Here is a 22,166-nt window from a genome sequence, read left to right as displayed (position 1 = left end):
CTGCAAGAGGAAAAGGACATGACCCTCGTGGATGAAAAGGCACAAACCGCTTCCGGAACCCTGGTCTACCCGGCGACGCCTGCTGCCGCCGCGGCCGCACCCGGAAAGCCGAAGATCCAGGCACGTGGCGTGGAGGTCTTCTACGGCGAGAAGCAGGCGCTCTTCGGCGTATCGATCGACATCCCGCAGCACCAGGTAACTTCCTTCATCGGTCCCTCGGGTTGCGGCAAGTCGACCTTCCTGCGCTGCATCAACCGCATGAACGATACGATTCCGATCTGCCGCGTGAGCGGCAGCATCGAGATCGACAACGCCGACATCTATGACCCGCGCATCGACGTGGTCGAGCTGCGCGCGCGTGTCGGCATGGTGTTCCAGAAGCCGAACCCCTTCCCGAAATCGATCTTCGAAAATGTCGCATACGGCCCGAAGATCCACGGGCTTACCCGCTCAAAGAGCGAACTTGAGGAGCTTGTCACGAGCTCGCTCAAGCGTGCAGGCCTCTGGAACGAGGTGAAGGATCGCCTGCACGAACCCGGCACCGGCCTCTCGGGCGGTCAGCAGCAGCGCCTGTGCATCGCACGCGCGATTGCGACGAAACCCGAGGTCGTCCTGATGGACGAGCCCTGCTCGGCGCTGGACCCGATCGCCACCGCCATCGTCGAGGAACTGATCGACGAGCTGCGTTCGAACTACACGATCATCATCGTGACGCACTCGATGCAGCAGGCCGCGCGTGTCAGCCAGCGCACCGCGTTCTTCCATCTCGGAAAACTGATCGAGGAAGGCCGGACCGAGGACATCTTCTCCAATCCGCGCGAGAAGCAGACCGAAGACTACATCACCGGCAAGATCGGCTGATCTCGGACCGAAACGGCTCCACTTTTTAATGCCCCCACGGCTGGCAACACCGGCCGTGGGGGTCACATTTCCATCGCCTCCGAGTATTGCTCGGGCCTTCGGGCGAATTCTTGCTTTGCGTCGCGCCGTCATGTAACTTCATGACAAATCTGCGGACCCTCCGCAGCACCCGATTTGGCTGAGTAATGGCGCAGAATCTCGACGAGTCTGCGCAGGAATCCACCGCGCCGACGCACTGCCGACGCATCAAAAGACCTGCGCAACAGGAACCTGACCTTTATGCGGCACTTGATCTAGGCACCAACAGCTGCCGCATGTTGATAGCAACCCCCGATGGCGGACATTTCCGTGTCGTGGATGCATTTGCAAAGTCCGTCCGCCTTGGCTCCGGCCTCGAGCGAACTGGGCATCTTTCGCGTGGCGGCATCAGCCGCACGCTGACCGCGCTCGGTATCTGCGCGGACAAGATTCGACGCCATCATGTCGGCAATGTCCGGCTGGTGGCGACGGAGGCTTGCCGAAGAGCCCGGAACGGCACGCATTTCCTTTCCCTGGCAGCACGGGAGACCGGCCTCGCGCTCGAAATCATCCGCCCCGAGGAGGAAGCGCGCCTCGCGGTGATCTCCTGCGCCCCGCTCGTCGAAGCGCAGGCCGATCAGGTGCTTGTCTTCGATATCGGCGGCGGTTCGACGGAACTTGTCTGGATCGACCTTTCCGACGTCGCACCCGAACTCAGGGCGGATGCAATCGTCAATCTCCGGATGAACGGACGCCGCGGGCGGCAGGGCGATGCCCGGATTGTCGATTTCATCTCGGTCCCTCTCGGCGTTGCCACGCTCCACGAACGTTTCGCCGATGTCTGCGACGACAGCGCCCGCTTCGCGCTGATGTCCTGGTATTTCGAGGAACAGATCACGAGCTTCAAACCCTACCTGCGCTGCCTCTCCGAGGAGGACCATTGCGGATTCCAGATGATCGGCACCTCGGGCACCGTGACGACGGTTGGGGCTGCACATCTCGGCTTGAAGCGCTATGACCGTCGCAAGGTCGATGGCATGACGCTGACGACACGGGCAATCGAGGAAGTCATCTCCCGCTTTCTGCGCCTCGGCCCGGAAGGCCGGCGCAAGGATATCGGCCTCGGACGCGACAGGTCGGAGCTCATCATGTCGGGCGCGGCCATCCTGCAGACGCTACTGAGGGTCTGGCCGACTAATTCGATGCGAGTCGCTGATCGCGGCCTCCGCGAGGGCATGCTCTTCGCAATGATGAGTGCCAATGGCGCCTTCGAGAAAGGAATGGACCAGACGTGACAACCACACGTGGTGCGGGCTCGGGCCGTGGCCGCCGGGATCTTCGGGTCCGGGTGAAAACGGCGAAGGGCCGCAAGCTCTCCTCGACTCGCTGGCTCGAGCGCCAGCTGAACGATCCCTACGTCCAGCGCGCGAAAGCGGATGGATTCCGGGGACGTGCGGCCTACAAGATCATCGAGATCGACGACAAGTTCCGGTTCCTCAAGCCCGGCAGCCGCATCGTGGACCTTGGCTGCGCGCCGGGAGGCTGGTGTCAGGTGGCGGTCGAGAGAGTCAACGCGCTCGGTGAAAAGCGGGGCAAGGCCCAGGGCCGCGTGATCGGCGTCGACCTTCAGGAGGTCGAACCGATCGCCGGCGCCGAGATTCATCAGCTCGACTTTCTCGACGAGGGTGCGGACGATGCGGTGCGCACTTGGCTCGGGGGCCCTGCGGACGCCGTGATTTCCGACATGGCGCCGAAGGCGTCCGGACACCCCCAGACAGACCATCTCCGGATCATGGGCCTCTGCGAGGCCGCGGCCGAGTTTGCGATGGATGTGCTCGATCCGGGCGGGACGTTTGTCGCCAAGGTTCTTGCCGGAGGTGCCGAAGCCGACCTCGTGGCCCGGCTCAATCGCGCCTTTGCCAAGGTCGTCCATGTCAAGCCACCGGCGAGCCGCTCGGATTCCTCGGAAAAGTTCGTCATCGCGACCGGCTTCCGCGGCCGCCCCGACTGACACCAAGGTTCCGGACGCTTCATACATGCCTCGCTCCCTCACCGCCGGTGCGTTGATCCTCTGCCTCACCGCCCTGCCACTGCAGGCCGAGAAGGTCGCTCCGGCATCCGCGGCACAGATCTCGCTTTCCTTCGCGCCGATCGTGAAGGCGACGGCGCCGGGCGTGGTCAATATCTATGCCTCCCGCGTCGTCGCCCAGCGCGTAAGCCCGTTTGCCCAGGATCCCTTCTTCTCCCAGCTTTTCGGCGGGCTCGAGAAAACGGTGCCGCGGGTCCAGAACTCGCTCGGGTCGGGCGTCATCGTCGATCCCGCAGGCATCGTGGTCTCGAACTATCATGTGGTTGGAGACGCCAACGATATTCGCGTCGTTCTCTCCGATCGGCGCGAGTTCGATGGCGAGATCCTTCTGGCGGACCAGCACGCAGACCTCGCCATCATCCGGCTTAAAGGCGCAAGCAACCTGCCGGCAGTCGAGCTCGCCGATTCCGATGCGGCGGAGGTGGGCGACCTTGCGCTTGCGATCGGCAACCCGTTTGGCGTCGGCCAGACGGTGACAAGCGGCATCGTCTCCGGGCTGGCCCGCAGCGGCGGTGGCGTCTCCGACCGATCGGGCTACTACATTCAGACCGACGCTCCAATAAACCCGGGCAATTCCGGCGGCGCACTGGTCGACATGTCCGGGAGGCTCCTTGGCATCAACACCTCGATCCTCTCCCGGTCAGGCGGGTCGAACGGCATCGGTTTCGCCATCCCCGCCAATCTGGTCCGGCAATATGTCGAACAGGCGCGGAGCGGAAATTCGAGTTTCCGACGCCCCTGGTCCGGCATCACGGTGCAGCAGGTCGAAGCATCCCTGGCCCAGGCGCTCGACCAGACTGTGCCCCGGGGGGTCGTGGTTGCCAACATCCATCCGTCCAGCCCGTTTGCCGCCGCCGGCCTGCGGCAGGGCGATGTGATCACGGCGCTCGATGGATCGCCTGTCAATGCACCCTCGGAGCTCGATTTCCGCCTTACCACGCGCCGTTTGGGCGATCTGGCGGATGTGTCCTTCCTGCGGAACGGGCAGGAGCAGACCACCGTTGTTTCGATCGTCGAAGCGCCTGACGAGCCCCCCTCGGCGCCCGAGACGATCCAGAGCCGCAACCTTTTCGATGGCCTGACCGTCGCCACGCTCAATCCGCGGCTACAGGAAACGCTCGACCTTCCCCTCAGCGCCCGCGGCGTCGTCGTTACGGATGTCGAAGGCATCGCCGCCAATTCCGGGCTTCGGCGGGGAGACATCCTCGTTGCACTCAACGGCCGCGAGCTGGCGACGGGGCGTGATCTCGCGCGTCTCGTGCGCGGCGGGCCCGCGACCTGGGATCTGACGCTCCGGCGCAGGGATCGCACACTGCGGGTCCGGCTGCGCGGATAATCCTGGAAAGCCCGTCAACTCGATGGTGCCGGGGACAGATCCGACGCCCCGCCATGCGCGGGGCGAGATGTGTCCAGGCCTTCCTCCGCCAGACCGGAAGACACCATCTCGGCCCGAAGGCGGGGCAAGGCCGTCGGGTAGTCCTGCTGGAGCCACACGATCATCTTTTCCCGGATCTCGCAGCGCAGGTCCCAATTGATCGGCGAATTGCGCGAACTCATCAGCCCCCGCATCTTGAGCCCCTGCTCTGTCGCATCGACGACCTGAAGGTTGCAGACCCTCCGGTCCCAGCGCGGGGAAGCCTCGACGAATTCCTGCAGCTTCTCCCGCATCCGCTCGATCGGCACCATGTAATCGACCTGCCAGAAGACCGTTCCGATGATCGACGCCGATTCGCGGGTCCAGTTCTGGAATGGCTGTTCAACGAAGTAGGAGAGCGGCACGATCAGCCGCCGCCAGTCCCAGAGCCGCACGGTGACGAAGGCGGCACCGATATCCTCGATCCAGCCCCATTCCCCCTCCACGATCACGACGTCGTCGATGCGGATCGGTTGTGTCAGGGCAATCTGGATGCCGGAGATGAGATTCGTGAGCACCGGCCGCGCCGCAAAGCCCAGCACGATGCCTGCAGCCCCTGCCGAGGCCAGCAGGCTCACGCCATACCGCTTCACGCTGTCGAAGGTCAGCAACGCCGCTCCGACCGTCAGAAGAATGATCGTGATCTGAATCACGCGGTGCAGGATGCGCACCTGGGTAATCGTCTGTCGCGCGCGGAGATTGTCCTCTTGCGCCAGATCATAGTGACGCAAGGTATACTCGGACGCCAGGTCCGCGACGCCCTTCACGGTCCAGCCCGCAATGAGGATGAAGAGAATGACAGTCACATGCCGCAGATCGCTCTGCATCGCGTAGGGCAGATCGATCACCGACAATGCAATGATGAGACCGATATCCACATAGGCCAGTCGTGTCGGCCGCCGGACGGCGGCAAGTGCCTGCCTTGAAAAGGATTTCGAAGGCAGCTTCAACCGCCGCAGAAGGCGGTAGGTGATGCGGTGCAGAAGCAGCGCGATCAACACCGTAAGAGCAAGATAGAGATAGGGGAGGCTCGCGTTGGCAAGTTCGGCGAGAACGCCCCGGATCTGGGGAGTCAGCGTATCGAGATCGAGCAATGGCACGCCCTCTTTGACGATGACGCCGCAGCGCGGCATCGGAAAAGCAACAGCATGCATGATAGATCGCTGCGCCGCAAATTCATCCCTCCGGTTCTTTCCGGGGCCAATTCCTCGCGCTTCAGCGCCGCGACCGGCGGGGCTTTTCTTTTCTGCCTCGGCGTGAAATAGGAACTCCACGATGCTGGCCGTGGTGGAGATCTGCAGATGATTTTGCGCGAGGCACTCACATTCGATGATGTTCTGCTGGTTCCGGGCCCGTCCGAGGTGTTGCCCGCAACCGCCGACACGCGCACGTTCATCACCCCGACCATCTCGCTAAATATTCCCCTCGTCAGCGCGGCAATGGACACGGTGACCGAGTCGAAGATGGCCATAGCGATGGCGCAGGCTGGCGGAATGGGCGTCATTCACCGCAACCTGAGCATCGAGGAACAGGCGGCAAAGGTTCGCGCGGTCAAGCGCTTCGTGTCCGGTGTGGTCGATCATCCCGTCACGCTCAGCCCGAACCAGACGCTGAAAGACGCAAAGGCGCTTCAGGAGCAGCTTCGCATCACCGGCTTCCCGGTCGTCGATGAGCGAGGCGTGGTGCTCGGCATCGTGACGAACCGCGACATGCGATTTGCTCACGATGATTCGACTCCGGTCAGCGTGATGATGACCTCCGACAATCTGGCGATTCTGAAGGAGCCGGTCGATCTGGCAGAAGCCCGCAGCCTCATGCAGGCACGACGAATCGAGAAGCTCCTTGTCGTCGACGACAAGGGGCATCTCACTGGCCTTCTCACGCTGAAGGACCTCGAACAGGCGGTCCTCAACCCGCGCGCTGCGCGCGACGAACAGGGGCGCCTCCGGGTTGCTGCCGCCACGACGGTGGGCGATGCAGGCTTCGAGCGGTCGCAGGCCCTCGTTGATGCCGGCGTCGATGTCGTTGTGATCGACACAGCCCACGGTCATTCGAGCGGTGTTGCAGACGCCGTGACGCGGCTCAAGCGCTATCGCAATTCCGTCCAGATCATCGCAGGCAATGTCGCAACCGCGGGAGCGACACGCACGCTCATCGACGCCGGTGCGGATGCGGTCAAGGTCGGCATCGGCCCGGGCTCGATCTGCACCACACGCATCGTCGCGGGCGTCGGCGTGCCGCAGATGACGGCCATCACCGATTGCGCCAACGAGGCCCGCAAGACCGGCCAGATCGTCGTCGCGGATGGCGGCATCAAGTATTCGGGCGATTTTGCCAAGGCCATCGGCGCCGGTGCGCATGTCGCAATGGTCGGCTCCATCCTCGCCGGAACCGATGAGGCGCCGGGGGAAGTGATCCTCTATCAGGGCCGAAGCTTCAAATCCTACCGCGGCATGGGAAGCGTGGGCGCCATGGCACGCGGATCGGCCGACCGCTACTTCCAGAAGGAAGCCAGCGCCGACAAGCTTGTGCCCGAGGGGATCGAAGGTCAGGTTCCCTACAAGGGTGCCGTCGGGGCGGTGCTGCACCAGATGGTGGGCGGTCTGCGTGCGGCCATGGGCTACACCGGAAACCGCACGGTTGCCGAAATGCAGACGGGCTGCGAATTCGTGCGGATCTCGGGAGCCGGCCTGCGCGAGAGCCACGTCCATGACGTGCAGATCACGCGGGAAAGCCCGAACTACCATATGGGTTGAGGGTAAAAAATTCGCAGTTTCGCAGTGACTTAAAAGTACTAGCGAACCTCCGATTGGTAGTCTGCCAGGAGAACGTCAACGGAACGTTGGCGGGAGCAGAACAAACCAGAGCAAACTGAAACAGCTTCCGACCAACGTGCCTCAGTTTGCATGAACCTTGTGACGGATCTTCCGGCATAGTTTGTGTCGGAGCTACCCCCAATCGCATACCGATGTTTGATCAAAGGCGATTCCAGCCGGTCTGCCTTCGCATGTTTCTGGCCCAACACGCGCGCCCGATGCCAGGCCAATGGAATGGAATGGTCAGTGCCCGCGCAGAATCCAGTCCAAGAAACACGGCTGCGGCGTCGGACGATTTTGGTGAGGCGACCACTTTTCCGGCCTTGTCGAAGCTGACCAAGAGGGCGTCGAAGGTGGCGTCCCAATGGGCTACCAGAAGAAGGCCGCTGAAGACGTCGAGCGTTGCCCGTCGCTTTCGCACTCGGCCCAAGGATCGAAATGGCTGGCACGCAGCAGGGCGCGGTCCGTGCTGCCCGTCTCCGCGGGCATGACGCTGACACCGACGATGGCGACCGATCTTCGCAACAACGAAAGCCGATCGCATTCGGCGCTCGCAAACTTGACGCCGAGTGCCTTTGCGGCCCAACCGAGACCAGCCCGAAAGGTCGCAGGACGCCCGCACATCGCGGGCCGTGGTGCGGGGCTCCACCCCTCGACGGCAAGCTGACTGCGAGAGACAGCTGAATATCAATTCGTTGGCAGCGGGTTCACTCCTCATCGATGAGACTGTAGCCAAGACCGTGCACTGTTATGATCCGCGCGCTGCTGCCCCTCAGCCGGCGGCGAAGACGTGAGATCAGCACATCGATGGTGCGATCTCCATAGACCCACTCCCGCCCGCAGATCGCCATGCTGATCCGCATCCGGTCGCAAGGCTGGCCAACTCCGCGGATCAGACAGACGAGCAGCCGTGTTTCGGCCGGCGACAGCGTTTCCGTCCTGCCAGCAACACTGAGCCGCCGCAAGCTCGTGTCGAGCTGCAGAGACGCGCCGACGCTCAAGAGTGTTTCTTCGGGCTTGCGGTGGGCTGCAAGGCAGGCCTTGATGCGCGCGCTCAATACCACGGGCTCGACAGGCTTGCAGACGTAGTCGATAGCGCCCATGCCGAGCCCAAGCACCTGATCGTTCGGAGAATCCAGGCTCGACAGGACAATGAAGGAAGCCTTCTTCTCCGCCTGTATCATCGGTGCGAGGAGCAGTCCGTCCGTGTCGGGAAGTCGGCGATCGAGAATAACAAGGTCAAAGGCCTTCTCCTCGAGAACCTTTCGGGCGGACGCGCCGTCGGAAGCGAAGCTGAAGTGGTGGCCGAGCTGATCTACTATGTCCCCGACCATGATCTGCGCCAGGACGTCATCATCGACAAGAAAGATCTTGGCCGGGGCGGTCATTCCGCGCCTCTCAGGACGCTGTCTGGCCAGTCGGGCTTCAGCGCGCAGCTCAGAACCTGCGCCCGCGCAGCTTCGCGTTCTTCAGCGTCCACGCTGTCGGTTCGGTGGGCATATTCGAGGGAGCGAAGCGCGTCCGCCAGTTCGGTCAGGCCGAAAGTCCTGGCGCCGTTCGCGAGCTTGTGCGCCCGGCTTTCAATCGTCGCGTCTCTTTCGGCGGCTGTCTTCCCGGTGAGCATTGCCCTGAACTCCGACCAGCTCTCTGCGAAGGCTTCGGCCATGCGCCGCCGCACGGAGGGCGACAGCCCTTCGAGCAGAGCCGCACCAGTGGGTAGCCGTGTCCGGATCCGGACGGTTTCTGCGAGTGCTGCCGCGTCGAGCGGCTTTTCGAGGATCGCCGCGAACATCGTCGCGTCCTCGGGGCGTTCGCGGACCCGGTCGACATTTGCGCTCAACAAGATCACCGGTTTTCCTCGCAGGACCGGATCAAACCGGATCATCCGCGCAAAATCTATCCCCGTCCCGTCGGCCAGACGATAATCCACGATGAAGAAGTCATAGTCATCGGGTTGGGCTGCGCAAAGAGCGTTGGCCTGGCCGAGATCCCCCGCGTGGTCGACCGAGAGGCCCAGGCGCTCGAGCATGGCGGCGGTCACGAGTCCGCTGATCGGGTCGTCATCCACCACGAGGCAGCTGGACGCGAGTTGGCCGCCGGAGTTGCGCGTCGTGGGCGGGCGGGGAGCGGATCTGGCCGGGACGAGCGGCAGGCGAACCTCGACCGAGGTGCCGACTTCCGGATCCCGTACCGAGATCTGTCCGCCGAGCGCGAGGGTCATCCGCTGGGAAATCGCCAGTCCGAGCCCCGAACCCTCGCGCCCGGTGACACGCGGCCGAAGCTCGGCAACCCCGTTCGCCAGCATGTCACGGATGTCCTTCGGCATGCCGGGGCCATGATCGTCGATGCGGAAGACAAGTTCGTCGGCATCGATGTGCAGGCTGACCGTGACACCCCGGCCGTCATCATGTCTGAGCGCATTCCGGACCAGGTTTCCCAGGATCTGCTGGGTCATCGACCAATCGAGCTGGACCTCCCGTGCCGCTCCCGGCGCCAATTCGAGGTGCAGCGGGACGCCTTGCTGGCGGGCGAGGATCTCCTGGGTTCTGGTGAAATTTCCGAGCGCGTCTCCGATGGCCACCGGTTCCGGCCTGGGCTGGGGGGATTGATGCTCGAACCGGGAAAAGCTGAGTACGTTCTCCAGGGTCGCATTAAGGCCGCGGGCCGCGACGCCGATGAGCTCGACGAGCCGCTCGGTTTCATTCGGTTCGGCGCCCTCCAGAAGCGCGGCCGCGCCGAGCACGCTGTGAAGCGGACCACGGATCTCGTGGCTCATCGCCGCGAGAAAGACCGACATGGCGTTTTCGGCCTCGCGGGCGCGCTGGACCGCGCGAAGATGCTCTGTCACGTCGTGCAGCAAGATGATCTGCCAGCGGTCAAGCTTGTTGACCGTGTCTTCGACGTCGCGGACACGTATATCGAAACAACGGGTGTCGCCATGGGTCTGGAGCCAGATCGCGCGCCACTGATCGCCAGGGGAGCCGAGAATCCCGTCGACCACAGCCTGGAGCTCGCGGCGATGAGGCTGGAGAGCCAGGCGATAGGTGAGGGCACCGACCTCGGACAGGCCGAGAAACGTCTGGAGCGCCGCCTGGTTTGCGTTCACGAGCTTGCCGTCCTCACCGGCAATGAACACCGGACCTCGCAGGCTTTCGATGACCCCGAAATACTGATCGCGTTCCCGGGTAAGGCGGCGAACACTGTCGGCAAGTGCCGCATCGCCTGGTCGGGACACCGCCCAGGGTGAAAGCATCGCTTGGTCCGCCTCGTCAAAGAAATCCTCGAGCCGGTCGACGAGAGCAGGCGCATCCTCGATCCCCGAGCCGGACAGGCCGACCTCGGTGTGGAACAGCGCCGCAAGATGTTCAATGTAGACGCGGCGATAGAGTCTGAACAATCCGTGGTGGAGCTCAAGCGGCACGCCGGCGTCGTGATGCCGCCAGGCGATCTCACGAAGAGATTCGAACCGCTTGTCGCTGCGATAGTCGTGCCGTCCGTCGAGACGGCCCTGGCGCAGGGGATCGCACAGGTAGGAGACGATGCAATCGTTCAGACGCTCCGTGGCTTCCGTCCAGGCCGCCCGCATGGAGCTTGTCTGGTCGGTGAAGCCCATTTCCAGCGCGAGCCGCACTGTTTCCTTCACCAGAGCAGCGCTTTCGCGGCGCAGGATCTCGGAGAGGTGATCAGCGGACAGGGGCATTTTCATATCGCTGGCAGTTGGGACGCAGGCGCATCTGTCCGGCCGTCAAGCTCCCGGCGCAGCGCCTGCCCAGATCGAACCGTTTTTACATGACGTTTACATCCATTTACAAGCTGTCAGCCTTTGCCATGGACGCAAGTGCTATGCCCTGCGTGGCCGTCCTATCTCTGTCGGCCGGACCGGAGGCAATGACCATGAGCTTCAATCGCAGGACACTTCTTGGACTCGGGGGGAGCCTTTTGGTTCTGGGCGGGCTCGGCTTCGTCGTCCTGACCTCTCCCTGGACCTGGTCGGCCACGCATCCCGACCGCGATCTCCCCTCGCTCGAGGGCGCGGACCTCGCAAACGGGCGTTTCGTATTCGTCGCATCGGATTGTGCCACCTGCCATGCCACGCCCGGACAGGAAGACGATACCATCCTGGGTGGCGGTCGGAGTCTCGACACGCAGTTCGGCGTGTTCCACATGCCGAATATCTCACCTGACAAGGAACACGGCATCGGCGACTGGACGCTCGCCCAGTTTGACCGTGCGCTGCGCGAAGGGGTCGGGCCGGATGGCGTGTGGCCGGACGGGCAGAACCTCTACCCCGCATTTCCCTACACGTCCTACCAGCGTCTGACCGGCGAAGATGTCCGCGACCTCTATGCCTACATGATGACCTTGCCGGCTGAAACCGACGCCGTGCCCGAGCACGACCTGAAGTTCCCCTACAACATCCGCCGTGGCGTTGGCGTCTGGCGCCTTGCGTTTCTTGATGGGCAACGCTTCGAGCCGGGCCCGGTCCCCGAAGGTGCAGACCCCGAAGCCTACCACAAGGGGGCGTATCTGGTGGAAGGTCCGGGCCATTGCGCCGAATGCCATTCGCCGCGCGGGCTCATGGGCAACGTGATCGCCTCGAAGCGCTATGGCGGCGGACCGAATACCGATGGGACCGGCTGGTTCCCCAACATCACGCCCGACGAGACCGGGATCGGTTTCTGGTCCGAGGCGTCGATCGCGAACTATCTCCACACGGGCGTCAACCCGGTCGGACGGTCGGCCGACGGAGATATGGCCGAAGTCATCCTGAATACGTCGAAACTGCCGTTTGACGACGTGCAGGCCATGGCACTCTATCTCAAGCACGTGCCCGCTGTTCACGAACCCGCGCCGGGCATGCCGGAGCCGAATCACACCGACGAACTGGTCATGCTCGAAACCGCGATTGCGGCGGCACCGAACTTGCCCATCTCGCCGGCTTCGGAAATCGCTCAGGGCGCCCAGGCAACGGTGGTCGGAACGAAGGATGTCTGGCTCGACGCGGCCGATGTCGATAGCGGCTCTGAAGAGCAGGGGAAGCTGCTGGGCGGCGCCCTTGCCACAGTCACCGCCAGAGATGGAGACAAGGCCGGCTTGCGGATCGAAGGCTGGCAGATGACCGACGCTCCGTCCGTTATCTATCAGGCGAAGGGTCAGCGGGTCATGATGGCCGTTCTCTCGGATGCGGCAGCCGACGCTGTCCAGCGCGGCGAACCCGAGACCGATGCCGATACCGGCCAGTCCTGGGTCCCGGTCGAGATCACGCTCTGGTCGGACGCGACGGATCTCAACGACGATCGCGGTGCGGTGTGGAGCTACAGCCAGGATACCTTCCAGAAGGCCTGTGCGGCGTGTCACGTCCTGCCACAGAAGACTCATTTCACGGCGAACCAATGGATCGGCACGATGAAATCGATGCGTCGGTTCACCTCCTTCAACGATGATCAGTATCGTCTGATCCTCGCCTACCTTCAGAACCACTCGAAGGATCTGAACGAGAGTGATGGAGGCGTCGAATGAACGCTGTCCCACATTCCGCGCCCTCCGAAGTGTCTTCTGCCGATCTTGCCCTGATTGCGGACTGGCTCGCTCTTCAGTTCCTGAACCCGCCCGACGCGGCGCGCCTTGAAGCCGCCCGCTCGATCGAGGGACAGGCTGCGCTCCAGCAGATCGGGGCACTTCTTTGCCAGCCGGATGCGACGGCCGCGCTCTGTCGGCACCTGTCGGTCGGTCCCGTGGCCGAAGCGGTCATCGCGCTCCAGCGGCGGCATACGGCCTTGTTCGAGGGTATCTTCAGGCAGCGCGGCCTCCCGCCTTATGCCAGCGTCTGGGATGGTACCGGCCGCCTCTTCGGCCCTGCCGTTGGCCGGATGCAGCGGCTTCTTCGCGGGCTGGACATACATGTGGCCGAAGGGTGCTGCGAACCTCCCGACCATGTCGCAATCCAACTTGCGGCACTGGCGGAGGCGTTGCGGCGGGACCGCTCCGATATCGTCCCCGCCCTGCTCGACGAATTGGACTGGATCGACCGGTTCGCGGCTTCCCTCGCCGAGGCAGATCGCAGCGGATTCTACGGGGCCGTCGCGCTCCTGCTGACCGCGTTTGCCAAAAGAACAAGACAAGCCCGATCGGGCGTGGCCGGATCCGACCGGCCCTCCGCTGCGGCTTCGATCTGAAAGGACAGGTTATGACCAAGAATTGCGAGCCGAAACTGAACGGCCCATCGCTTTCAAAGCGGACCTTCCTCAAAGGATCCGCCGCCGCGCTCGGCCTGGCCAGCCTGCCCCTCTTCGCGCGTGGAGCCGTCGCTCAGACCGGCACGCAGGGCGTGCTCTCGGGCTGCCACTGGGGTGTCTTCTACGGTGTGGTCGAGGATGGCCGCGCGGTCGAGTTCAAACCGTGGGAGGGGGATCCGCATCCGTCGCCGCAGCTCCCCGGCGTGTTGGACTCACTCTATTCAGAGTCCCGGATCCGTTATCCCATGGTCCGGCGGGCTTGGCTCGAGCAGGGTCCCGGAGCCGATCCGGACGGCCGCGGCGCGGGCGATTTCGTGCGGGTGAGCTGGGAACAGGCAATTGAACTGGTCGCCAACGAGATCGTGCGCGTGCGCGAAACCTATGGCCAGCAGGCGCTCTTTGCCGGTTCCTATGGCTGGAAGAGCCCGGGCAAGCTCCACAACTGCCAGACCCTGCTGCGCCGGATGCTCAACCTCACCGGCAGCTACACCAACAGCACGGGCGATTATTCGACCGGTGCGGCGCAGGTGATCCTGCCCTATGTCTCGGGCTCGCTCGAGGTCTACGAGCAATGCACGACCTGGAACAACCTCGCAGAAAATTGCGAGCTGATGGTCTTCTGGGGCTGCAATCCGCTCAACAATTCGCAGATCTCCTGGCAGGTGGCGGACCATGGCGCCTGGCCCGGTGTCGCGCTGATGAAGGCGGCAGGGACGCCGGTCATCTGCATCGACCCCGTGCGGACCGAAACCTGCGCGGAACTGAACGGCGAGTGGATCGCACCGCGCCCGCAGACCGATGTCGCGATGATGCTCGGCATTGCTCACACGCTCTACGAAGAGGGACTTCACGACCAGGCATTCCTCGATCGCTACACGTCGGGTTTCGACAAGTTCCTGCCTTATCTGCTCGGCCAGAGCGATGGCACGCCGAAGACCGCAGACTGGGCGGCCGAGATCTGCGGCCTGCCGGCGGAGACGCTTCGCGATCTGGCCAGACGCTTCGCCGGGAACCGCACGATGCTTGCGCTCGGCTATTCGACGCAGCGTCAGCACCACGGCGAACAGATCCACTGGATGCTGATCACGCTGGCCGCGATGCTGGGCCAGATCGGTCTGCCGGGTGGTGGCTACGGGCTGAGCTACCACTACGCGTCGGGTGGGTCTCCGACCCATACCACGCCGATCCTGAAGGCGATCGATGATGCTTCGGGGCAGGCGAACGAGGGCGCTGCGTGGCTGGCGCAGAGCGGCTCGGTCTCGATCCCCGTTTCGCGCTTCGTCGAGACGTTGCTCAACCCCGGCAAGACGATGCAGTTCAATGGCCACGAGATCGAGCTGCCGCTCGTGAAGATGGCCTACTGGGTGGGTGGCAATCCCTTCTCACACCATCAGGACCGCAACGAGATGCTGCGCGCCTGGCGCAATCTCGACACCTTCGTTGTGCATGACGTTCAATGGACGGCCTCGGCGCGGCACGCCGACATCGTGCTTCCGGCGACGACCTCCTACGAACGCAACGACATCGAGCAGGTCGGAGACTATGCTCTCAGCCACATCGTCCCGATGAAGAAGGTGGTCGATCCGGTCTTCGAGGCCCGCAGCGATTTCGACATCTTCGCGGCCATTTCCGAACAGCTCGGCCAAGGCTACGCCTTCACCCAGGGCCTGACCGAAATGGATTGGATCCGGAACATCTACGAGGCGGCAAAGATCGAGTCCCGTGCCAAGGGCATGGAGATGCCGGTCTTCGAGGTCTTCTGGGACAGCAACAAGCCGCTCGCCTTCCCGGTGACCGAGGCCCAGGAGGAATTCGTTCGCCACGCCGACTTCCGAGAGGATCCGTTGCTGAACGCGCTGGGCACGGCGTCGGGCAAGTTCGAGCTCTATTCGACGGCGATCGAGCGGTACGGCTATGACGACTGCCCGCCCCATGCGACCTGGATGGAGCCGATCGAACGCCTTGCCGGTCCCACGACCCAATATCCGCTGCACCTTGCGGCAAACCACCCGCAGATGCGGCTGCACTCCCAGCTCTGCGGCACGGTCAACCGCGAGACCTACGAGATCAAGGGGCGCGAGCCGTGCTGGATGAACCCGGCGGATGCAGAGCAGCGCGGGCTCAAGGACGGTGACGTGGTGCGCGTCTTCAACGATCGCGGCCAGCTGCTCGCCGGTCTGAAGATCACCGATGAAATCATGCCGGGGGTCGTTCGCATCAACGAAGGCGGCTGGTTCGATCCTGAAAACCCGCGGCAGATCGGGAGCCTTTGCGTCTATGGTGACGTCAACACGCTCACGACCGGTATCGCCACATCGAAACTGGCTCAAGGCAATTGCGGTCACACTGGCGTCGCAGATGTCGAGCGGTTCGACGGTCCGCTGCCGCCGGTCACGGTCTTCAGCCAACCGGCCAGCTGATCGTTCGCCATAACGTCGGATCGGTGCGGCTGGAGCGAAAACGGTTCAAACTGAAACAGCTTGAAGAATGGATTTCGCTCCAGGTTATCGATTTGACCAAAGTCCTTTTCAGACGGCAATGCCGTCTGAAAAGGTTCTGGTCCAGAGGGGCAGGCCCGCAACCGGGTGGAAGCGCCTCTCTGCGGACCTGGGGGCACCATACCAGGTGAAGTGAGCGTGAAGTTTGGCTATCTGATGATGGAAGGGCGTGGCGCGGCGGCACTGGCACTGGCAGCCCTCGCCGAGCGCCTGCGCCGTGACGGGGTCCGCCTCGCGGGTGTCGTCCAGACCGAGCCTGCCGACGCTGACCGGCATCCGTGCGAGACCGCCTTGCGCGTCCTACCGGACGGGCCGACCCTTCCCATCCACCAGAATTTGGGCTCGGGATCGCGCGGGTGCAGGCTGGATGCGGGAGCGCTTGAAATGGCGGTCGTCGCGGCCGCAGCAGGTCTTGACGGCGCCGAAGTCATGATCGTCAACAAATTCGGCACGCGGGAAGCGTCAGGGCACGGGTTCTGTGGCCTGATCGTTGATGCGCTCAGTCGAGACATTCCGGTCGTGGTCGGGGTGAACGGTCTGAATCTGCCTGCCCTGCGGACCTTCGCCGGCGATCTGGCCGAACAGCTCGTGCCGCGGGAAGAGGAGATTATCCGGTGGCTTCAGGAGAAACGCATGGACTTGGCAAGGCCAGACGGATTGATGCCGAAAGACGGATTGATCCGGGGCGGCACCGGTTATGGCGCTACGTCCAGCATGTCGGGCGTTGGCTGCCGGCGTGACATGTCCGAGAACGCCGACGTTTGGACGTGATCGGACATCAGGCTTCTGGATGTCGGTCGGGTTCCCGGTAGCTGCTCAATTGTGCAGAAGCCGGGGAAACAAGGCAAACCAGCTGCGTGATAGGATGTCCATGACGTGCGGATCACGCGGGAAAGCCCGAACTGCAATATGGGCTGAGGCCAGGATCCTCGGCCCGTAAATCAACCTTCAATTGCGTTTTTGCCAGACGCCGCGCCATGCTCTAGAGAGAGCCAAAGTCGTGCGTTAGGTGTGAGGTCTGGCATGGATCGGGTTGATTGCGTGGTTGTGGGTGCGGGCATCGTCGGCCTTGCCGTCGCCCGAAGCCTCGCGAAGGCAGGCAACGAGGTCATCGTGCTCGAACGCGAGCACATGATCGGCAGTCACACGAGCTCGCGCAATTCCGAGGTTATCCACGCCGGGATCTACTACAGCGCCGGTTCGGCAAAGGCCGAGATGTGTGTGCGGGGCAAACACCTTCTCTACGAGTATTGCGAAAGCCACGGTGTCCCGCACAAGCGCCTGGGAAAGATCATTGTCGCGACCGAAACGGATCAGGTCCCGGCGCTCGAAGGCATCGCCGCCAAGGCTGCGGTCAATGGCGTGACGGACCTCCAGCCGCTGGATGCGGCCGACCTCCGCCGCATGGAACCTGCGCTCCGCGGAGAGGCTGGCCTGCTCTCCCCCTCTACCGGAATCGTCGACAGCCATGCCTGCATGCTGAGCCTGCAGGGGGAAATCGAGGATCATGGCGGCATGATCGCCTTCGAGACCGGCTTCATCGCCGCACGCGCAACTGCGGGCGGGTTCGAGATCGAGACCGAAGGCCGCGACGGCAAGCTCGTGATCGGAAGCAACCGCCTCGTCAATGCGGCCGGCCTCTTCGCAGGCCACGTCGCTGACGGGATCGACGGGCTCGCGCCCGAACACCGGCGCGAGATCTTCTATTGCAAGGGCAACTACTTCAGCGTCTCGGCCCATGTCCCCTTCTCGCGCCTCATCTATCCCGTGCCCGAGCGGGATGGCCTCGGCGTCCATCTCACGCTCGACATGGGTGGCGCCGGGCGCTTCGGGCCGGACACGCAATGGATCGACGGCATCGACTACAGCCTCGATGCGCAGCGCGGCGATGTGTTCTACGACGCGATCCGGCGCTACTGGCCCGACCTTGCCGAAGGTGCGCTGAGCCCGAGCTACACCGGCATTCGCCCCAAGCTCGCCCCCGCCGGCGGCGCGGCAACCGATTTCACGATCGAAGGGCCGGAAACGCACGGGATGGACGGGCTCGTCAATCTCTACGGCATCGAAAGCCCCGGCCTCACCTCTTCCCTCGCCATTGCCGAAGCCGTGGCGGCACGGCTCGCGGCCGCCTGAGACAGCCCAGTCCCTCCTGCCGTTTCCACATTGATTTTCGACCCGCCATCGGGCTAGTCGGGGCGACCGCTGCAAGAGGACCCCCATGACCCGCATCGAGGAAACATTCGCCCGCCTGAAGGAACAGAACCGCAAGGCCTTCGTTGCCTTCGTGATGGCAGGAGACCCCGACCGCGCCGCGTCGCTGGACCTCATCAAGGGCCTTCCGGCCGCCGGTGTCGACGTGATCGAAATGGGCATGCCCTTCACCGATCCGATGGCCGACGGGCCCGCGATCCAGCTTGCCGGGCAGCGCGCGCTCGAAGCCGGGCAAACCATGAAGGACACGCTCGACATGGTCCGTGCCTTCCGGGAAACGGATGCACGGACCCCGATCGTGCTCATGGGCTACTACAATCCGGTCTATTCGCGCGGCGTCGATACCTTCCTGGCCGAAGCGCGCGAGGCCGGCGTCGACGGGCTCATCATCGTGGATCTGCCGCCCGAGGAGGACGAGGAGCTCTGCCTTCCGGCACAGGCGGCCGGCCTCAACTTCATCCGCCTTGCAACCCCGACGACCGACGCGCGCCGGCTGCCGAAGGTGCTGACCAACACCTCCGGTTTCGTCTACTACGTCTCGATCACCGGCATCACCGGCTCCGCCGAGGCAAATGCCGCATCCGTCGGCCCCGAGGTCTCGCGGATCAAGGCCGCGACCGATCTTCCTGTCTGTGTCGGCTTTGGCATCAAGACCCCGGAGGGCGCCGCATCCATTGCGGGCATTGCCGATGGCGCCGTGATTGGCTCGGCCATCGTCGAGCGCATCGGCCGCGGAGAACCCGTCGACCAGATCCTGACTTTTGTCGCCTCCCTGGCAGAGGCCGTTCACAACGCCTGATTTCCTGCGGGGGTTTGCTCGCATAGGCATCACCGCTATCCTTTCTGCGACCCTGCACGGCCAGGGCCCGAGAGAGAGGCTGCGCGATGAGGCTTGAACGACTCGATCTGACCTGGGTCAAGCTGCTGTTTCTGGTGGCCCTGACCGTTGCCGTGCTGGTCTTTGTCTACAAGCGAGTGATGGCACTTCTGCCGCCCGACGCCGTCGTCATCGCCGCCGGCAGCCAAGGCAGCGCCTATTATGGCTTTGCCGATCGCTATCGCCAGATCCTCGCCCGGGACGGCATCAAGGTCACGATCCTTGAAACCGCAGGATCGGTCGAGAACGCGGCGCGGGTGGCAGGGCCGGATGCCGACGCAGACGTCGCGTTTCTACAGGGCGGCGTGCCCGTGCCGGCCGACCGGCCGGTCTCCGCACTCGCCGCGACCTTTCTCGAGCCGCTCTGGATCATGCACCGCGGCGCCCTCGAGACACCTGCGGACCCTGCACACTGGCGCAACCTCCGCATTGCAGGCGGGGCCGAAGGCAGCGGGACGCGCTTCGTGATCGACGCGCTTGCAGGCGTTGCCGGGCAGGGCCTCGAGAGCAACACCTTCCTGCCGCTTGGCGGAGATCAGGCGGGCGCGGCGCTCCTCTCCGGCGAAGCCGACGCATCGGTTTTCGTCGCTCCGGTGACCGCCCCCTACCTCCAGCCACTCTTCCAGGATACCACCGTCACGACCGCCTCGATCCGGGATGGCACTGCGCTCACCCGCCAGCTTCCCTTCGTGCGCCAGGCGACGATCCCCCGCGCGGGCTTCGACTATGCCGCGGAGCATCCTCCGGCCGACATCGATCTGATCGCGATGGTTGGCCGTCTCGTCGCCCGCGACAATCTCCACCCTGCCCTTGTCGATCGCCTGATCGCCGCGGCGCGGAAGGTGCATTCCTCCCGCGACCTCATCACCAACGAAGACGAGTTTCCGTCCGAGATGAATGTCGCGATGCCGATGAACCCCCAGGCCGCAGACCTGCTCAAGAAGCCGCCAAGCCCGCTCTATCGCTTCCTGCCCTACTGGATAGTCGCCCAGGTCAACAGCTTCGCACTCCTGCTGGTGCCGTTGCTCGTCGTAGTCGTCCCGCTCATGCGGGTGCTGCCCGGCCTCTACGAATGGCAGATGCGGTCCCGTGTCTACCGCCGCTATCCCGAACTGCGCGATATCGAGCGCGCGGCCGGGAATGCCTCCGATGCCGCGGAGCTCGAGGATCTCGAGAGCCGTCTCGGGGATGTCGAGCGCGAGGTCTCAAAACTCTCCCTGCCCATGCGCTATCGGGAGTACGCCTACACCATGCGCGTGCACATCAACCTTGTGCGCCAGCAGCTCGAGCGCAAGCGGCGGCAGCTTTTCGGCGACGAAGACGCGCCGCCAGAACCGACCTCATGAGCGCGGCACCTCACCCTGCGCAGGAATCGCCCCCCTGCCCGAGAGCAGCGCCATTCCCTTGATCTGGGCAAACACAGCCTGCCCCGGCGCCAGCCCGAGCCCGTCCCAGGAGCGACGGCTGATGCGCGCCAGAATGCGCGCACCATCGCCCTCCGGGCCGAGCCCCAGAACGACGATGACGAGGAACGGATCGCGGCAGTCGGCCGAAAGAATGCGGGAGGGCAGGACATTGAGGATCGTGCTCTGGGCCGGCCGGTCCAGCGCGAGGCTCACATCGGAGGCCGAGATGCGGATCCGGTGCAGCACTCCGGCCCCGCCAAGCGCCCCCGGGACGATCAGCTCCGCGCCATCGACCGCAAGCGTCGAAAGCCCGTATGCCGCGTCATGGCGGAGAACCCTGGCGCGCAGGGCGACCCCGGCATCGGGCAGCCGCGCGATCGGCATCGCCGGATCGGCCTGAACCGCCTCGAGCGGCCCGGCGCCGATCACCCGGCCCTCGTGCAGGAGCACGATATGATCGGCCAGCCGCTCCACCTCGGAAATGTCATGGCTCACGTAAAGCACCGGCATCGGCAGCGTATCCCGCAGCCGCTCAAGATACGGCAGGATCTCGTCCTTGCTGAACCGGTCGAGGGCTGCGAGTGGCTCGTCCATCAGCAGGAGCCTCGGCTGAGACAGCAGCGCCCGCCCGATTGCCACGCGCTGGCGTTCGCCCCCCGATAGCCTGACCGGCCAGCGCTGAAGCAGCGGCTCGATCCCCAGGAGCTCGACGACCTCGTCGAACCGCACCAGCCCGGCCGCACCCTGCTTCAGCGCCCGGCGGTAGCCATAGTCAAGGTTCCGCCGCACCGTCAGATGCGGGAAGAGGCTCGCCTCCTGAAACACATAGCCGACCGGCCGCTGATGCGGCGGACGGCATCGCGCCCCCTCCTGCCAGACCTCGCCTGCGAGCGAGAACCGTCCCTCCGGCATCGTCTGAAGGCCCGCGATGCAGCGGAGCACCGTCGTCTTGCCGCACCCCGACGGGCCAAAGAGCGCGGTGATCCCGCGTGCGGGCGCTTCGAATGACGCAGCGAGGTCGAAGCTTCCGACCTTTCCCCGAAAGTGCGCCGAAAGCCCTGCAGTGCCGGTCACTTCGACAGCTCCCGGGTGCGGCGCTCGAGCGTCATCATCGTGAGGATGACCGCGAAGGAAAACGCCAGCATGCCCCCCGCGTAGAGATGCGCCTTCGCCCAGTCGAGCGTCTCGACATAATCGTAGATCGCAATCGACAGCACCTTCGTCTCGCCGGGAATGTTCCCGCCGATCATGAGCACCACGCCGAACTCCCCGACCGTATGGGCAAACCCAAGCACCGTGCCCGACAGGATCCCAGGCCGGGCCAGCGGCAGCGCCACGGTCAGAAAGGCATCCAGCGGAGAGGCACGCAAGGTCGCCGCCACCTCCAGCGGCCGTTCGCCCAGCGCCTCGAAAGCGTTCCGGACCGGCTGCACCACGAACGGCATCGAGTAGATCACCGAGCCGATCACCAGCCCCTCGAAGCTGAAGGCCAGGGTGCGCGCGCCCCAGAGACCGGCAAGCGCCCCACCCGGCCCGTGAGGGCCAAGCGCAATGAGGAGATAGAAGCCGAGAACGGTCGGCGGCAACACGAGCGGCAGTGCCACCAGCGTTGCCACCACATCCTTCCATCGGCTCCGGGTCCGGGCCAGCCACCAGGCCAGCGGCGTTCCCAGCAGAAGCAGGATGACCGTCGTGAGCGAGGCAAGCTTCAGCGTGAGCAGGATGGGCGCCCAGTCCATC

The 22,166-nt window shown here is 64.2% G+C and carries 17 protein-coding genes; 12 read left to right on the top strand and 5 right to left on the bottom strand.

Features of this window, described 5'->3' with window-relative positions:
- Window positions 1-18: 18 nt before the first annotated feature.
- The 4 genes from pstB to ACF66B_RS15420 all read left to right on the top strand — a co-directional run bounded on the left by pstB (window position 19) and on the right by ACF66B_RS15420 (window position 4,304).
- On the top strand, window positions 19-861 hold the full coding sequence (gene pstB, locus ACF66B_RS15435; protein WP_111430156.1) for a phosphate ABC transporter ATP-binding protein PstB: 843 nt from the start codon (window positions 19-21) through the stop codon (window positions 859-861).
- Window positions 862-1,046: 185 nt separating this feature from the next.
- Window positions 1,047-2,174: a Ppx/GppA phosphatase family protein gene (locus ACF66B_RS15430; protein ID WP_111430155.1), complete on the top strand. Its 1,128-nt coding sequence runs from the start codon at window positions 1,047-1,049 to the stop codon at window positions 2,172-2,174.
- Window positions 2,171-2,890 carry an RlmE family RNA methyltransferase gene (locus ACF66B_RS15425; RefSeq protein WP_111430154.1) on the top strand — a complete coding sequence of 240 codons (720 nt, stop codon included), beginning with the start codon at window positions 2,171-2,173 and terminating at the stop codon, window positions 2,888-2,890. Before ACF66B_RS15430 ends, ACF66B_RS15425 begins: the two co-directional genes overlap by 4 nt.
- 25 nt (window positions 2,891-2,915) lie before the next feature.
- Window positions 2,916-4,304, top strand: a complete 1,389-nt coding sequence (locus tag ACF66B_RS15420) for a trypsin-like peptidase domain-containing protein (protein WP_111430153.1) — start codon at window positions 2,916-2,918, stop codon at window positions 4,302-4,304.
- Window positions 4,305-4,318: 14 nt separating this feature from the next.
- Here ACF66B_RS15420 and ACF66B_RS15415 read toward each other — a convergent pair whose 3' ends face one another.
- The gene (locus ACF66B_RS15415) at window positions 4,319-5,536 is read right to left on the bottom strand and encodes a mechanosensitive ion channel domain-containing protein (protein ID WP_111430152.1); all 1,218 of its coding nucleotides are present in this window, start codon (window positions 5,534-5,536) and stop codon (window positions 4,319-4,321) included.
- Between the two features lie 147 nt (window positions 5,537-5,683).
- On the opposite strand from ACF66B_RS15415, the gene guaB reads away from it, so the two are divergent.
- Window positions 5,684-7,138 (top strand): IMP dehydrogenase, encoded by a 1,455-nt coding sequence (guaB, locus tag ACF66B_RS15410; protein WP_111430151.1) that lies wholly within the window; start codon window positions 5,684-5,686, stop codon window positions 7,136-7,138.
- 767 nt (window positions 7,139-7,905) lie between these two features.
- On the opposite strand, the gene ACF66B_RS15405 is transcribed toward guaB, so the two are convergent.
- Together ACF66B_RS15405 and ACF66B_RS15400 are read right to left on the bottom strand one after the other, a co-directional pair.
- A complete protein-coding gene (locus tag ACF66B_RS15405; RefSeq protein ID WP_111430150.1) occupies window positions 7,906-8,586 on the bottom strand; it encodes a response regulator transcription factor in 681 nt (226 codons plus the stop codon).
- Window positions 8,583-10,898 (bottom strand): ATP-binding protein, encoded by a 2,316-nt coding sequence (locus tag ACF66B_RS15400; RefSeq protein ID WP_392663170.1) that lies wholly within the window; start codon window positions 10,896-10,898, stop codon window positions 8,583-8,585. Before ACF66B_RS15400 ends, ACF66B_RS15405 begins: the two co-directional genes overlap by 4 nt.
- Window positions 10,899-11,092: 194 nt before the next feature.
- Between ACF66B_RS15400 and ACF66B_RS15395 the strand changes: the two genes are divergently transcribed.
- From ACF66B_RS15395 to ACF66B_RS15365, 7 genes are all read left to right on the top strand, one after another.
- Window positions 11,093-12,718 carry a c-type cytochrome gene (locus ACF66B_RS15395; protein WP_111430149.1) on the top strand — a complete coding sequence of 542 codons (1,626 nt, stop codon included), beginning with the start codon at window positions 11,093-11,095 and terminating at the stop codon, window positions 12,716-12,718.
- Window positions 12,715-13,374, top strand: a complete 660-nt coding sequence (locus tag ACF66B_RS15390) for a molecular chaperone TorD family protein (protein ID WP_111430148.1) — start codon at window positions 12,715-12,717, stop codon at window positions 13,372-13,374. The genes ACF66B_RS15395 and ACF66B_RS15390 overlap by 4 nt, the downstream gene beginning before the upstream one ends.
- Before the next feature lie 11 nt (window positions 13,375-13,385).
- Window positions 13,386-15,854 carry a trimethylamine-N-oxide reductase TorA gene (gene torA, locus ACF66B_RS15385; protein WP_111430147.1) on the top strand — a complete coding sequence of 823 codons (2,469 nt, stop codon included), beginning with the start codon at window positions 13,386-13,388 and terminating at the stop codon, window positions 15,852-15,854.
- A 216-nt stretch (window positions 15,855-16,070) separates the two neighbouring features.
- Window positions 16,071-16,703: a DUF2478 domain-containing protein gene (locus tag ACF66B_RS15380; protein ID WP_392663167.1), complete on the top strand. Its 633-nt coding sequence runs from the start codon at window positions 16,071-16,073 to the stop codon at window positions 16,701-16,703.
- A gap of 252 nt (window positions 16,704-16,955) precedes the next feature.
- A complete protein-coding gene (locus ACF66B_RS15375; protein WP_111430145.1) occupies window positions 16,956-18,065 on the top strand; it encodes an NAD(P)/FAD-dependent oxidoreductase in 1,110 nt (369 codons plus the stop codon).
- Between the two features lie 85 nt (window positions 18,066-18,150).
- The gene (gene trpA / locus ACF66B_RS15370; protein ID WP_111430144.1) at window positions 18,151-18,942 is read left to right on the top strand and encodes a tryptophan synthase subunit alpha; all 792 of its coding nucleotides are present in this window, start codon (window positions 18,151-18,153) and stop codon (window positions 18,940-18,942) included.
- A gap of 86 nt (window positions 18,943-19,028) precedes the next feature.
- Entirely contained in the window at window positions 19,029-20,366 is a 1,338-nt protein-coding gene (locus ACF66B_RS15365) for a TAXI family TRAP transporter solute-binding subunit (protein WP_111430143.1), read from the top strand.
- Here ACF66B_RS15365 and modC read toward each other — a convergent pair.
- Together modC and modB are read right to left on the bottom strand one after the other, a co-directional pair.
- On the bottom strand, window positions 20,361-21,500 hold the full coding sequence (modC, locus tag ACF66B_RS15360) for a molybdenum ABC transporter ATP-binding protein (RefSeq protein ID WP_111430142.1): 1,140 nt from the start codon (window positions 21,498-21,500) through the stop codon (window positions 20,361-20,363). The two genes, ACF66B_RS15365 and modC, sit on opposite strands and share 6 nt — an antisense overlap.
- Window positions 21,497-22,165: a molybdate ABC transporter permease subunit gene (gene modB, locus ACF66B_RS15355; protein WP_111430141.1), complete on the bottom strand. Its 669-nt coding sequence runs from the start codon at window positions 22,163-22,165 to the stop codon at window positions 21,497-21,499. Before modB ends, modC begins: the two co-directional genes overlap by 4 nt.
- Between the last annotated feature and the right edge of the window lies 1 nt (window position 22,166).

The sequence above is a fragment of the Amaricoccus sp. B4 genome, assembly GCF_043226085.1.
Taxonomy (GTDB): Bacteria; Pseudomonadota; Alphaproteobacteria; order Rhodobacterales; family Rhodobacteraceae; genus Amaricoccus.
Note: the sequence above shows the minus strand (reverse complement) of the source record. Positions and strands in the feature narration are given on the sequence as shown.